The 13755-nt window shown below is 42.6% G+C and carries 11 protein-coding genes; 2 read left to right on the plus strand and 9 right to left on the minus strand.

All coding sequences use genetic code 11. The features are described from left to right. Positions 1-66: 66 nt before the first annotated feature. Positions 67-771, plus strand: a complete 705-nt coding sequence (locus tag LKX84_RS03600; RefSeq protein WP_228235745.1) for a DUF4294 domain-containing protein — start codon at positions 67-69, stop codon at positions 769-771. On the opposite strand, the gene LKX84_RS03605 is transcribed toward LKX84_RS03600, so the two are convergent. Continuing rightward, a complete protein-coding gene (locus LKX84_RS03605) occupies positions 768-1004 on the minus strand; it encodes a DUF6095 family protein (protein WP_228235746.1) in 237 nt (78 codons plus the stop codon). The genes LKX84_RS03600 and LKX84_RS03605 overlap by 4 nt on opposite strands. Before the next feature lie 56 nt (positions 1005-1060). Here LKX84_RS03605 and LKX84_RS03610 point away from each other — a divergent pair, with 56 nt between their 5' ends. Then, positions 1061-2383 (plus strand): GntP family permease, encoded by a 1323-nt coding sequence (locus LKX84_RS03610; protein ID WP_228235747.1) that lies wholly within the window; start codon positions 1061-1063, stop codon positions 2381-2383. Between the two features lie 8 nt (positions 2384-2391). Here the strand turns inward: LKX84_RS03610 and LKX84_RS03615 are convergent, their stop codons facing one another. The 8 genes from LKX84_RS03615 to LKX84_RS03650 all read right to left on the minus strand — a co-directional run bounded on the left by LKX84_RS03615 (position 2392) and on the right by LKX84_RS03650 (position 13647). Then, positions 2392-3285 (minus strand): DUF4249 family protein, encoded by an 894-nt coding sequence (locus LKX84_RS03615; RefSeq protein ID WP_228235748.1) that lies wholly within the window; start codon positions 3283-3285, stop codon positions 2392-2394. Positions 3286-3290: 5 nt separating this feature from the next. Then, positions 3291-5690: a TonB-dependent receptor gene (locus LKX84_RS03620; RefSeq protein ID WP_228235749.1), complete on the minus strand. Its 2400-nt coding sequence runs from the start codon at positions 5688-5690 to the stop codon at positions 3291-3293. A 157-nt stretch (positions 5691-5847) separates the two neighbouring features. Then, entirely contained in the window at positions 5848-8070 is a 2223-nt protein-coding gene (locus LKX84_RS03625; protein ID WP_228235750.1) for an NADP-dependent isocitrate dehydrogenase, read from the minus strand. A gap of 631 nt (positions 8071-8701) precedes the next feature. Continuing rightward, the gene (rplS, locus tag LKX84_RS03630; RefSeq protein ID WP_228235751.1) at positions 8702-9052 is read right to left on the minus strand and encodes a 50S ribosomal protein L19; all 351 of its coding nucleotides are present in this window, start codon (positions 9050-9052) and stop codon (positions 8702-8704) included. A gap of 126 nt (positions 9053-9178) precedes the next feature. Further along, positions 9179-9853: a tRNA (guanosine(37)-N1)-methyltransferase TrmD gene (gene trmD, locus LKX84_RS03635; protein ID WP_228236080.1), complete on the minus strand. Its 675-nt coding sequence runs from the start codon at positions 9851-9853 to the stop codon at positions 9179-9181. A gap of 92 nt (positions 9854-9945) precedes the next feature. Next, entirely contained in the window at positions 9946-10557 is a 612-nt protein-coding gene (locus LKX84_RS03640) for a tRNA (guanine-N1)-methyltransferase (protein WP_228235752.1), read from the minus strand. 114 nt (positions 10558-10671) lie between these two features. Beyond that, the gene (locus LKX84_RS03645; protein ID WP_228235753.1) at positions 10672-12120 is read right to left on the minus strand and encodes a glyceraldehyde-3-phosphate dehydrogenase; all 1449 of its coding nucleotides are present in this window, start codon (positions 12118-12120) and stop codon (positions 10672-10674) included. A 129-nt stretch (positions 12121-12249) separates the two neighbouring features. Continuing rightward, positions 12250-13647, minus strand: coding sequence for a trypsin-like peptidase domain-containing protein (locus tag LKX84_RS03650; protein WP_228235754.1), 1398 nt, complete (start codon positions 13645-13647; stop codon positions 12250-12252). Between the last annotated feature and the right edge of the window lie 108 nt (positions 13648-13755).

The raw sequence follows: 13755 nt of genomic DNA on the forward strand, positions 1-13755 counted from the left end.
TTTTATTTAATAACCAAATCATACCTTTATATGTAATTTTGGCAGGACTTTAGACAAATGGACCGTATGTTTCGGACTTTCATTTTTGGCTTTTTTCTGATGATTTGGTCCCTTGGGTTTTCCCAGGAAACCGAAAAGGATTCATTATTGTTTCCTAAGGATTCCGTGGAGGATTACTACGTCCGTTTTGAAGGTGATTCCATTTTAATGAGCTCCATTGCACTGGATGAGGTTTATATTTTTGGGAAGCTTCAATTTGCGGATAAGAACGAGCGTCTTCGGTATTTGATCCTTCGTAGAAAGACCTTGAAAGTGTACCCATATGCCAAGTTGGCTGCGGAGCGATTGGTGGAGTTGAACGATAGTCTGCAGCACATCACGAAGAAACGACATCAAAAAAAATATACCAAAAAAGTTCAGAAATATATTGAAGAAGAGTTTTCAGCTGAACTCAAAAAATTGACCCGTACCGAAGGTCAGATTTTGGTGAAATTGATCCACAGACAAACAGGGGAGACCGCTTTTGATTTGGTGAAGGAATTGAGGAGTGGCTGGCGTGCCTTTTGGTACAACACCACGGCCAGTATGTTCAAAATCAGTTTGAAAGAGGAATTTTTACCCGAAGAGGTCCTTGAGGATTATTTGATCGAGGATATCTTACAACGTGCGTTTTCAGCGAATCAACTGGTGCGGCAAAATTCGGTGCTGGACTATGATTACGCCCAATTATCGAATAAGTGGAAAGTTAATTCCCCAGCTTCCAAAAACTAGTTCTTGGTCTTTTTGCCAAAAACGGCATCCATCACAATACTTACCGAACGGAATCCCAAATAAATGGCCAATCCGGCAAACAAAATGCCAAGGATCAAAACGGGTATGTAGAGAAAATGACCTTCGTTCTTAAAGGCCTCATAAATTAAAAAGGGGCCCATGAACATTGCCAATACAGTGAATCCGAATGATTTTAAGCCTTTGACCAAAAGTTCCTTGTCCGTATGCCTCATAGGACCAAAGTAGGAATATTAACTTATATTTAGAGGGTAATGCACAAAAATTAACCATGGAAATACTAGTTCTTGCCGCGGTTGTCCTCTTCATCATTTTGGCCACTGTGAAGTTTAAGATGCACCCCATTTTCTCCCTTACCATAGCGGCTGTGGCATCTGGTTTTTTATTGGGACTTTCCCCTCAGGATATCATGACCATCATCGGGGATGGTTTTGGCAAAACGCTTTCAGGAATCGGATTGGTAATTGCTTTTGGTACCGTTATCGGGATTTATTTGGAAAAAACGGGAAGTACCCAAGTGTTGGCGAATAGCATTTTAAAATGGATTGGTTTGAAACGGTCACCGCTGGCCATCAATCTCGCCGGATATGTCATTTCCATACCCGTTTTTTGCGATTCGGGATTTATCATCCTTTCCTCTTTGAACAAGGCGATCAGTAAGAAAACAGGAATTCCGGCATTGGTGTTTGCCATTGCGTTGGCCACAGGTTTGTATTCGGCCCATGTTTTTGTGCCTCCAACACCAGGGCCATTGGCTGCTGCCGCCATTTTGGAAGCCGATTTGGGATTGGTCTTACTCTTGGGTTTGTTAGTGTCCATTCCCGTTTCTTTGGCTGGTTACTTTTGGGCGAAGCACATTGGAAAATCCCTAAAAGAAGATGAGGAAGCCGTATCCGTTAAAGAAAATACAGAGGAGCCCAATTACGGTATCAAACCCATTCAAGCCTTTATGCCATTGTTGGCGCCCATCCTATTGATTGCTTTAAAATCCATCGTCAATTATCCTACTTACCCTTTGGGTAACGGTTTGGTCTTTAAGATTTTGGATTTTTTAGGAAGTCCTATAATCGCCTTGTTGATCGGGGTTTTCCTTGCTTTTTCATTAGGAAAAAAAGTACCGTCAAAAGAAAAGGAAGGATGGGTTGCCGAAGCCTTTAAACAAGCAGGTTCCATTGTGTTGATTACAGGCGCTGGTGGTGCATTTGGTGGTATTTTAAGAACGATTGATATTGCTTCCCTTATCAACTTGGAATCTAGTTCAGGAATGGGAGGGTTGTTGATTGCCTTTGTGATTGCGGCCATCCTGAAAACGGCCCAAGGCTCTTCAACCGTATCCATTATCACCACCTCGGCCATTATAGCACCCTTGTTGGAAACCTTTGGTCTTGTTGGTGTTACGGATAAAGCTTTGGCTGTTTTGGCCGTTGGGGCAGGAGCCATGACCGTATCCCACATCAACGATAGTTATTTTTGGGTGGTTTCCCAATTTTCCAATATGAATGTGAAAACAGCATTACGCGGTCATACCTTGGGAACCTTAATGCAGGGACTTGTAGGGATATTGATGGTCCTTCTACTTTATATGGTACTGTGAGAGCCCTACTATTGAATGGTAATGGTTTGGGAGTACACCTGGGAAACCGCAAAATAACCAAGGGCATAATCATTGGGACGTTCCACATTGTCAAAAATGTCAATATTGTCCAATCCGGTGATATCAAAAACATTACCCCTGACCGTTGCCACAGGGGTTTGGAACACTCCTAGGTTGTCGGTAGTCTGTTCCACAACCAAATCCATGTAATTGTAAAAGTCTTCCGTGGCTCCCCAAATACTGACAGTTACATCTTGACCTACATTCAAATTGCTGTCATAGAAATAGGAGAACTGAAATTCCTGTCCATTAAAAAATTGATCTTCAACTGCTTGAAATTCCCCAAATCCAAAATCGAAAATATAAAAGTTTTGAGCCTCTGGATCATCGGTAAATGAAACGATGACCTCCGTTTCCTCATCATCAAAAAGGGTATCGTCTCCTTGCTCCAGATTATCCAAAGGAACCGCAGGGGCATAATCGGTCCGTGCATAGTACCGTCGACCTTTATGGGTAATCTCCATAATGAAAGTAATACCGGGCTCCACATAAGCGGTGCGTATTCTTTGGTCTTCCGTAAAATTAGGGTTGGGTATATAAATGCCGGTTCCCGGTTCTTCTTCAATCAGATGAGAAAACGAAAGACTTTCAAAAAGTCCATCCCTAGTAGGTCTTCCATAATAAATGACAGCACTTTCCACCTGCGTGGGCTGGTTGTCCTCAAAATAACTGCTGGTCTCCTTCATGGCAATCCTAACATCCACAAATTCCTGGCTTTTGTCCACTTTTAAGATGCCTCCCACCACTAAACGGGTTTCTACCTCTGGAAGTTCCACATCGATAACATCTTCACAAGAAATGAAGGTCAAGGCTACAACAACATATATCCAAAATCTTTTCATAGCGCCTAAAATTTAAAGTTATAGGTTACGGAAGGGATAATCCCAAATATTGATGTTCTTAGGGCTTCGCGCCTGCCGGTATCCTCATTTTCCCTAAAATTGATGGAGGCCGCGTTTTTTCTATTATAAACATTGTACAAACTGAACACCCATTCCGATTGCACTTTTTTACGCTGATTTCGTTTTGGGGTCAAGGTAGCCGAAAGGTCCAACCGATGATAGTCGGGAAGCCTTACTTTGTTCCTAGGGCCATAATAGGGTACCACCACACCTTCAATTTCAAATTGCCCGATGGGATAATTGGTGGGCTGCCCTGTTTGAAAGATGAAATTGGCGTTGAAATTCCATTTCTCGTTTAGGTCGAAGCTTCCAAATAGAGCAAGGTCGTGTGTCTTGTCATAAGGAGTGCTATACCATTCCCCTAAATTAATCCCGGTTTCAAGGTCAGACCTCCCGGTATCCAAACCTAGATCTCGGCCAGGTGTTCGTTGTTCGGATCGCGATAGGGTATAAGCTAGCCATCCGGTAAACCTTCCCTCATTTTTCCGAAGTAAAAACTCGATACCGAATGCCCTTGCCATCCCGTTTAAAATGACTTGTTCAATGGCATTATTGGCAATCAGGTTGGCACCGTCTATATAATCGATCCTATTCTGAATGTCTTTGTAGTACACTTCGGTTTCAAAGCTATACCGACCGTTTTTAATGTTCCTAAAATATCCTACGGCATACTGATCTAACAACTGCGGTTTCACAAAAGGACCGCTTGGCGTCCAAACATCCAGAGGGGTAGGGGAACTGGTATTGGAAAGGAGGTGCAGATACTGCGCCAGACGGGTATAACTCGCCTTTACGGAGCTCTTGCCATTAAAATTGTAAGAAGCAGACACCCTTGGCTCCAAATTGAGGTATTTTTTCAAGGTGCCACCACGACCTGGGTTGATGGTGTCAATGGGTTGGGCTTCCCGATATACCAAGGTAAATGGATCAAAAATAACGGGATTGTTGTCTTCATAAACATAGAATTCGTCCTGACCCAAACGGTTGAACTGACTCACCCTTAGACCATACTCCACGCTCAATTTTTCGGTCAAATCGTGTTCTACATCCAAATAAATGGCATTCTCGTTGGCATATTTTTTGGTCAATTGTTCCTCAACGATCCCTGAACTGGGACTATTCGGTTTGATTTTACCCGGATTGAACACATAATACGTGTTCTGTATGCCGTAGTTCAGTTGGAGCTTATCATTTAGGTAATGCTTTAAGTCGTACTTCAGATTGAAGTTTTGGATGCCAGAATCCCATTCAAATCCCACAAAATCAAGCTCTAAGCCATAATAATAATCCGAATAGATCAAGGAGAGGTTCGAAAATAATTTCTCGGAGAACAGATGGTTCCACCTAAAATTACCCACAGCGTTCCCGTAAGTATTCACAAACTTATCGTTGACGCTGAAAAGGTCCCTGCCAAAATACCCAGAAAGGAAAATGTTGTTGTTCTCATTGATCTTATGGTTGATCTTGGCGTTCAGATCATAGAAATAGGCCTTATTGTTGACATCGAACAACGGGAGGAACAAATGTGCATACGAAGCGCGGCCCCCGACCAAAAATGCTGTTCGTTCATCTTTTATCGGTCCTTCCAAAAGCAATCTACTGGCAACGGCACCAATACCACCGTTCACTTTAAAGTCCTTGCTATTTCCCTCTTTTTGAAAAATTTCCAAAACTGAGGACACCCTACCTCCATAGCGGGCCGGAATTCCTCCTTTAAAAAGTTTTACATCTTTGATGGCATCGGGATTAAAAACTGAAAAGAACCCGAACAGGTGGGAAGAATTAAAAACGGTGGCTTCATCCAAAAGAATCAGGTTTTGATCGGTTGCACCGCCCCTAACATTGAATCCAGAAGAAGCTTCGCCTGCATTGGTGACCCCAGGGAGCAGCAACAACGATTTGATGACATCCGCCTCGCCCAGCACCACCGGAATCTGTTTTATGGTTTGTGCCGCTAGGGTATTCACGCTCATTTGGGGCTTTCTAATGTCCAATCGTTCCGCATCATCGGTAACCACCACTTCTTCAAGTTCTTCAGCTTCTTCGGCCAAGTTGAAGTCTTTCTTCAAGTTTTTATTCAGGTTGATCGTCTCAACAATATCCTGAAAGCCCAAATAACTAACGGTAATGCGATATTCACCTTTTGGAAGGGTCAAGGAGTAAAATCCGTATTCGTTGGTGGTAGTACCAGTGCGCAATTCTGTTACCGCAATGGTTACACCGATGAGGGTCTCGTTGCTTGTGGCTTCCGATACGGTTCCGCTAAGCGTATATTTTTCTTGGGCAATGAGCACATAAAAATGCCCAAACAGGGCAAGCAAAAGTGCGAGAAGATGTTTGGGCATTTTGATTGGTTTTTTTAAAAATACAAAATTGAATCGAACGATGGAAACAAACCATTTCGCCCCATCCAATTTTAACATAAAGGCTGATTACCAAAAAAATAAGGCGCACAAGGTTATTCCTTGTGCGCCTTATGGTTATGAATTTCCAAGATGAGATCTAAGCGATACGATCCAGGATTTTGTTCAATGTTGCACTCGGGCGCATGGCTTTAGATGCCAATTCTGCATCTGGAAGATAATAGCCTCCAATGTTTACTGCAGCACCTTGGGCATCAATCAATTCTTGGGCGATTTTTGCTTCGTTTGTGGACAATTCCTGATAAACTTTACCGAAAGTTGCCTTTAGATCGGCATCGTCGTTCTGCGCTGCCAATTGTTTTGCCCAATACAAGGTCAAATAAAAATGACTGCCCCTCGTGTCAATTTCATTAACCGATCTGGAAGGAGATTTATCGTTGTTCAAGAACTCTTCCGTTGCTTTGTCCAAAGCTTCGGCCAAAACCTGTGCTTTTTTATTGTTGTTTTTTTCGCTGAAGAATTCCAATGAAACGGCCAAGGCCAAGAACTCCCCAAGGGAATCCCATCGCAAGTGACCTTCTTCCAAGAATTGCTCCACGTGCTTGGGAGCAGAACCTCCAGCACCTGTTTCAAACAATCCGCCACCGTTCATCAACGGAACAATGGAAAGCATTTTGGCACTGGTTCCCACTTCCAAAATTGGGAAGAGGTCGGTCAGGTAATCCCTCAATACGTTTCCGGAGACTGAAATGGTATCCTTGCCTTCTTTGATTCGTTTCAACGTGAATTTTGTCGCCTCGATAGGGGAAAGGATTCTAATATCCAAACCTTTGGTGTCGTAATCCTTCAGGTAAATATTTACCTTCTTGATCAATTCAATGTCGTGTGCCCTTTCATCATCCAACCAAAAAATGGCAGGTGTATCAGTGGCCTTGGCACGGGAAACAGCCAATTTTACCCAATCTTGAACCGGTGCATCCTTCACTTGGCACATCCTCCAAATATCCCCTTCTTCAACATTGTGCTGAATCAAGGTTTCACCAGTGGCAATGTTCACCACTTTCACGGTACCTGAGGTTGTGATCTCAAAAGTCTTGTCATGGGAACCGTATTCCTCAGCTTTTTGGGCCATAAGACCTACGTTGGGCACCGTACCCATGGTAGTGGGGTCAAAAGCTCCATTTTCTTTACAAAAATCGATGGTAGCTTGATAAACGCCGGCATAGCTACTGTCAGGAATAACAGCTTTGGTATCCTGCAATTTGCCATTCTTATCCCACATTTTCCCTGAATTACGGATCATGGCCGGCATCGAAGCATCTATGATCACATCGCTTGGAACGTGTAGGTTCGTAATGCCTTTTTCAGAATTCACCATGGCCAGATCAGGACCGTTTTCAATGCTTTTGGCAATGGCAGCCTTGATTTCTTGATGTTGGTCTTCTGGTAATTGACCTATTTTGTTCAATAAGGTTTCAAGACCATTATTGGCATTGATTCCCAATTTTTCAAAGGTTTCCCCGTAATTTTTGAAAAGCTCAGCAAAATAAACTCTTAAAGCATGACCGAAAATAATAGGATCGGAAACCTTCATCATGGTTGCCTTAAAGTGCAAGGACAACAATAGATGATTTTTGCGAGCATCCTCAATTTCTTTGGATAGGAATTCAACCAACGCCTTCTTGCTCATAACTGTGGCGTCAATGATCTCTCCTTTTTGAAGGGCAATCTTGTCTTTCAATACCGTGACCCCACCTTTGGTGTCTACCAAATCGATACGAATATCGCAGGTCTCGGTTGTGGTCAGTGATTTTTCATTGGATTTGAAGTCGCCATGGTCCATAGTGGCTACATGGGTTTTGGAATCCGATGCCCAGGCGCCCATAGAGTGGGGATGTGCCTTGGCGTAATTTTTTACGGCCTTTGGGGCCCTGCGATCGGAGTTGCCTTCCCTTAACACGGGGTTTACGGCACTTCCCTTTACCTTGTCATACTTTGCCTTGATGGTCTTTTCTTCCTCGGTCTTGGCATCATCCGGATAATCAGGAAGGTTGTATCCTTTTTTCTGTAATTCCGCAATGGCTTCTTTCAACTGGGGAATGGAGGCACTGATATTGGGCAATTTTATGATATTGGCTTCGGGTGCTTTCGCAAGTTCTCCCAAAATGGCCAGGTCATCGGCAACCTTTTGATCGTCCGTCAAATATTCCGGAAAAATAGCGGCAATACGTCCAGCTAAAGAGATGTCCTTGGTCTCAATGGAAATATTGGCGGTCTCGGTAAAGGATTTTACAATAGGAAGGAAGGATAAGGTGGCCAAGGCAGGTGCCTCGTCTGTTTTGGTGTAAAAAATTTTAGCCATTTATATGTGTTATGTTTGAGCGGTGCAAATATACAATTTATGTATGGTGCACTTACTATGGAAGGTCTAAATATAGGCTATGCGGCGGGATTATCACAAAAAAACAAAAGCCATATCTTTGTTTTCACATAGATATGGCTTTCAGAATGGGATCGTAAGAGTTGTTCTGTGTTGCTACAGTACTGCAATCTGTGATTGCCTCTTTCGCCCCTTCAACGTTTTCTTTGCCCGGTTTACCCATCTTTCGATCGAGCCCCGTGTTACAAAGTGTTCCGATTCTTTCCTAAACTTTATCAAAACTGGAAATTGCCTTCCCGTTCGCACATAAAATTTACTATTTCTCCTTGAGCCTGACCATAGGCCTGTTTCAATTTGAAATTCCTTTTGTGATCAGTAGTGTTACCAATTAAAAGGGAAATCTCGGTTTTTTAAAGAACGTCAACTTTAAAAGTTGAAATATTCCTGTGATGGTATCACCGTCATATTTCTTTCACTAAAGTAGTATAAAGAATGAAAAGCGCAAATTTTGTAACGGATTTAAAATCAACAATATATGAACCGATGTTATTAACAATTGTTCATAAAAAAAGCACCCATATTGGGTGCTTTTTTAGATAAGGTGCTAATTGGATTAGCCCCTAACTTCCTTGATACGGGCCTTTTTACCGGTAAGACCTCTGAAGTAGAAGATTCTGGATCTACGTACTTTACCTTTTTTGTTTACCTCAATTCGTTGCAAAGCTGGCATGTTGATAGGGAAAATTCTCTCTACACCAACGGTACCTGACATTTTACGAATAGTAAAGGTTTCGGTTGCACCGCTCCCTCTTCTTTGGATTACCACTCCTTTGAAGAACTGGGTACGTGTTTTTTCACCTTCCTTGATTTCGTAATACACGGTGATGGTATCACCGGATGAAAATTCTGGGAAGTCTTTTTTTGGAACAAATTCGTCTTCAACAAATTTTATTAAGGATTCCATTGTTTGTTTTTTAGCGTTTACCAGAACCAACTTTCACGTATCTCGTCAGAGGTTGATTTTGAGATTGCAAAAGTAATGCAATATTTAGAATTGGCAAGGTGTTTTTTGATTTTTAGTGGAAAGCCCCTATTTTAATAGGTCTGGCCTTCTTTCTTGGGTACGCTCCATAGATTGTTGCTCCCTCCATTTTTCGATTTCGGGCAGGTTGCCGCTCAACAAAATTTTTGGGACTTCCCTTCCTTTGTACTCCGCAGGCCTGGTATATACTGGAGGTGCCAAAAGATTGTCCTGAAAGGTATCGGTCAAGGCAGAAGTTTCATCATTCAAAACTCCGGGAAGCAACCTTATGATGGCATCACATAAGATGGCAGCCGCCAATTCGCCCCCAGAGAGCACATAATCACCTACGGAAATTTCCCGTGTCACGAACATATCCCGGACCCTTTGGTCCACACCTTTATAATGTCCACATAAAATGATCAGGTTTCCCTTTAGGGAAAGTTCGTTGGCCATCCGTTGGTTCAGTGTTGTACCATCAGGGGTCATGTAGATGATTTCATCGTAATCCCGCTCTGCCTTTAATTGCGAAATACACTTGTCAATGGGTTCTACCATCATTACCATGCCTGCACCGCCTCCAAATTGGTAATCATCAATTTGCCTATACTTTCCCGTGGCATAATCCCTTAAATTGTGCAAATGGATTTCCACCAGGTCCTTTTCAATGGCCCTTTTTAAGATGGATGCTTCAAAAGGACTTTTCAATAGTTCGGGGAGTACGGTTATGATATCAATCCGCATGGACATGGTTCCTGAATTTTATTTCGCCCCAAAAGTAAGGAAAGCTGAAACAACATGTAGAAATAAAAAGGCTTCCCGAAGGAAGCCTGATATTATGACTTTTTCTGCTTGTTCAATTCGTCCTGTAACTGGCGACTAATTTTTTGCTCGCGCTCCAAGGATCTGCGGCGATGGGTCTCATATTCCTCTTCCAACTCCGCTAGTGCCGATTTGGCCTGTTGCGTTAAGAAATTACTGTTCCTAAATCGGTAGATAAAGAAAAGCAACAACAACAGGAGTCCAAAAATGATGGACCACAGGATGAAATTATAAGCTCCTTTGCTGATCAAGGCTCCAAAGAAAGAAATGCTGTCTTTTTCCTCGGTTACATTGTTCAGGTTATTGGTGGTTTCCTGCAGTTTGTTGTTCAGGCTCTCAATTTCAGCGTTGTTGGCATTGATGGTCCCGGTCAGCTCTTTAATGGTTTTATTGGCCGTACTGATCGTATCAAAAATATTCTTTTTGATGTCGTTCAGGCTCGATAATTTAATGACCTCATAGGCCACTCCGTTGGTGGATCTGTAATTGGTGGATACCCGTTCCAGATCCTCAAACTGGCCTTTAAGGGTAGTGTCTGTAGACTCGGTTGTTTCGTCCTCCTGCGCTTGTAGGCTGAAAATAGGGATAAGTAGTGCTAGTACTAAAAGTGTTCGTAAATGCTTCATGGTCAAATAGATTCTCGTAAAATTTAGATTAAGGGTAAAACGAAAGTACACCATTAAACCAAAAATCAAAAGAAAAACCTGATTCCTGGAGCGGTAAATCCGGGTTACCTGATCTTAATAATACGTATAACGCCTAACCTTGGCGATATATTTCGCCAAACGCACAACTTGATGGGAATATCCGTATTCGTTATCATACCATATGTAGAGTACCACACTTTTCCCGTCTGCGGATACTAGGGTCGCCGTACTGTCATAAACAGATGGGGCAGAGGTTCCTACGATGTCGGAAGACACCAATTCGTTGCTCAATGAATATTTGATCTGTTCCACAAGATCACCTTCCAGCGCATATTTTTTCAAGATGGTATTGATGCCTTCTTTGGAGGTCTTGTTTTTTACTTCCAGATGTAAAATGGCCAAAGATCCGTTGGGAACCGGAACCCGAATGGCGTTCGAGGTCAATTTTCCCTTTAGGGAAGGAAGTGCTTTGGCAGCGGCCTCTCCAGCACCCGTTTCGGTGATGACCATGTTCAGTGCTGCAGCTCTTCCGCGCCGGTATTTGCTGTGCATGTTGTCCACTAAGTTCTGGTCATTGGTGTAGGCGTGGATGGTTTCCAAATGGCCTTTTTTGATGCCCAAAGAATCTTCAATAACCTTTAAAATAGGTGTAATGGCATTGGTGGTGCACGATGCAGCAGAAAAAATCTTGACCTTGTCCGGATCAAAGTTTTTATGGTTCACTCCATGAACTACATTAGGAACTTCCTTTCCTGGAGCGGTCAACAATACTTTTCCAGCACCGTTGGCGTCCAAATGACGGGATAATTCCTTTTGATCTCTAAAAACCCCGGTATTGTCAATGATCAGGGCATTGTAGATGCCATATTTGGTATAATCAATATCTTCCGGTTTGCTGGCCCTAATGAGTTTTACGGTGGTACCATTAATGATCAACGCCTCATTTTTGGTATCAATATCCACAGTGCCTGTAAATTGCCCGTGTACGGAATCCGTTTTGAGCAATGCAGCCCTTTTTTCCAGCATATCCGGTGTCAACTCATCCCGAACCACAATGGCCCGCAGTCGGAGTTGGCTTCCACGACCGGTTTTGGCCATCAGTTCCCTTGCCACAAGTCTACCTATCCTTCCAAATCCGTAAAGGACTACATCCTTTGGTTTTATGGCCTTGGTAGTCTGCGCATCCTTTAATTTTTCTATGACAAAAGCCTTTACATTCAGGTCATTGTTCTCATCGGAATGGTATTCGTAGGTCAATTTGCCGATATCCAATTTGGCAGGAGGTAGGTTGATGTCATTGATGGCCCTCAAAATTTCCACCGAATCGAAAATTGAAATAGGTTTTTGCACAAATTCCCCGGCATATTCGTGCAGGTTGATGATGTCACTTACGTTTTTGTCGATAATCTGGTTTTTGAAGAGAACTACTTCTATGGCCTTGTCGTACCATAGGTCGCTGATAATTTTGATGAATTCTGTCGTAGCTTTTCTTCTATCTGCTTGAAAAGCAAGTTCTTTTTCGTAATTTTTAATATCACTCATGGATTTAAACTGTGCTGATAGGGTTGAAAATTTCGGCTAAATTAGATATTTCAATCGTTTTCGTAAAGGAAAATGAATATAAAAAAAGGCACCTTTTTACAGGTGCCTTACGTGTTTTTTCTGCACTTTTTATTGCAGGATCATATGTTCTTTTTCGCCATTTTCGTTGATCATGGTAAAACTCGTCCTTCCATATCGTGTGATTTCGCCAAAATACTTTTTGGCGTCATCCATATTGGTTACTTCGTTACCGTCTACTTCAATAATGACCTTGTTTTTGAGACCGTACCTTCCATAAGCCTCCGGTACGTCGATTATCTTCACACCTTTTGATACTCCAAATTTCTTTTTGTCCTCTTTGGAAAGATTTTTTACCGTAAATCCAGTTGCGGGGAGCAGAATACTGGTTTGTTTGGTAAGGGTTACATCTTTGATGATGTTTTCACCATCCCGTTCCACCATCACTTTAACTACATCGCCCGGGCGTTTGGCAGAAAGATAACCTGTTAGTTCCGAAAATTTATGAACGGATTGGTTATCTACTTGTTTGATGATATCGCCCTTCATGAGTCCGGCATTGGCTGCGCCTGATTCTTCGGTCACTTCGGAAATATATACTCCTTCAAGATCATCAATTCCCAATTCGGTGGCGGCTTCAGGGTTCAGGTCGCCCCCTTTGATTCCCAATAGTCCTTTTTGAACATTACCGAACTCCATAATGTCTTCCACTACTTTTTTGGCAATATTACTGGGAACGGCAAACGCATAACCCACATAGGAACCGGTTTGGGAGGTAATGGCGGTATTGATACCGATCAAATCCCCATTGGTGTTTACAAGGGCTCCACCACTGTTACCGGGGTTTACGGCTGCATCGGTCTGAATAAAGGATTGTGGTTTTTGTGGAGATAATGATCTTGCTTTTGCACTCACGATTCCAGCTGTTACGGTGGATGTTAAGTTGAAAGGGTTGCCCACGGCCAACACCCATTCCCCGATCTTCGCATTGTCAGAATCGCCAAAAGCCAAATAGGGAAGGGATTCTTCTGTATCGATTTTCAAAAGGGCAATGTCATAGTCCTCATCGGCCCCAATGACTTTGGCATCATAATTCTTATTGTTGTTCAGGGTAACCTGCAATTGACTCGAATTGGCAATTACGTGGTTGTTGGTCACAATATAACCGTCAGGGGAAATAATCACCCCAGAGCCTGTTCCAACTTGCGGAACCTGTTGACGTTCAAAACCATAAAAAAAATCCGAAAGGCTTGTAGGCCCCTTGCTCAGGGTCAGGTTTTTTACGTGTACCACGGAGTTTACGGTTTTTTCAGCAGCCAGGGTGAAATCCACTTCATTGATTCCGGCCCCTCTCGGCGAGGTCGGCAGGTTGCTTGTATTGATTATGGGGTTTTCCTGAGCGGTGGTCACCCATTTGTAATTTTCTTTTTCAAAAAACATCTTGTACGCCCCTAATGTAATGGCCCCTGCAAAAAGGGAGACAAGGAACAAACTGGCTATTCTCTTCATAATTCGATAATTATTTAACATTTAGCTCTAACAAAATTAAAGGAAATCCATTTTTTCATTTGTTTGTTTAACGCTGTTTTAACTCCAAAAAATTCCTTAAAAAATGCC

Source organism: Allomuricauda sp. M10, assembly GCF_020782875.1.
GTDB lineage: Bacteria > Bacteroidota > Bacteroidia > Flavobacteriales > Flavobacteriaceae > Flagellimonas.

Bases quoted from the DNA above. Each gene is read 5' to 3' on its own strand.
- LKX84_RS03600 (WP_228235745.1), top strand. From the start codon at position 67: ATGTTTCGGACTTTCATTTTTGGCTTTTTTCTGATGATTTGGTCCCTT.
- LKX84_RS03605 (WP_228235746.1), bottom strand. From the start codon at position 1,004: ATGAGGCATACGGACAAGGAACTTTTGGTCAAAGGCTTAAAATCATTC.
- LKX84_RS03610 (WP_228235747.1), top strand. From the start codon at position 1,061: ATGGAAATACTAGTTCTTGCCGCGGTTGTCCTCTTCATCATTTTGGCC.
- LKX84_RS03615 (WP_228235748.1), bottom strand. From the start codon at position 3,285: ATGAAAAGATTTTGGATATATGTTGTTGTAGCCTTGACCTTCATTTCT.
- LKX84_RS03620 (WP_228235749.1), bottom strand. From the start codon at position 5,690: ATGCCCAAACATCTTCTCGCACTTTTGCTTGCCCTGTTTGGGCATTTT.
- LKX84_RS03625 (WP_228235750.1), bottom strand. From the start codon at position 8,070: ATGGCTAAAATTTTTTACACCAAAACAGACGAGGCACCTGCCTTGGCC.
- rplS (WP_228235751.1), bottom strand. From the start codon at position 9,052: ATGGAATCCTTAATAAAATTTGTTGAAGACGAATTTGTTCCAAAAAAA.
- trmD (WP_228236080.1), bottom strand. From the start codon at position 9,853: ATGCGGATTGATATCATAACCGTACTCCCCGAACTATTGAAAAGTCCT.
- LKX84_RS03640 (WP_228235752.1), bottom strand. From the start codon at position 10,557: ATGAAGCATTTACGAACACTTTTAGTACTAGCACTACTTATCCCTATT.
- LKX84_RS03645 (WP_228235753.1), bottom strand. From the start codon at position 12,120: ATGAGTGATATTAAAAATTACGAAAAAGAACTTGCTTTTCAAGCAGAT.
- LKX84_RS03650 (WP_228235754.1), bottom strand. From the start codon at position 13,647: ATGAAGAGAATAGCCAGTTTGTTCCTTGTCTCCCTTTTTGCAGGGGCC.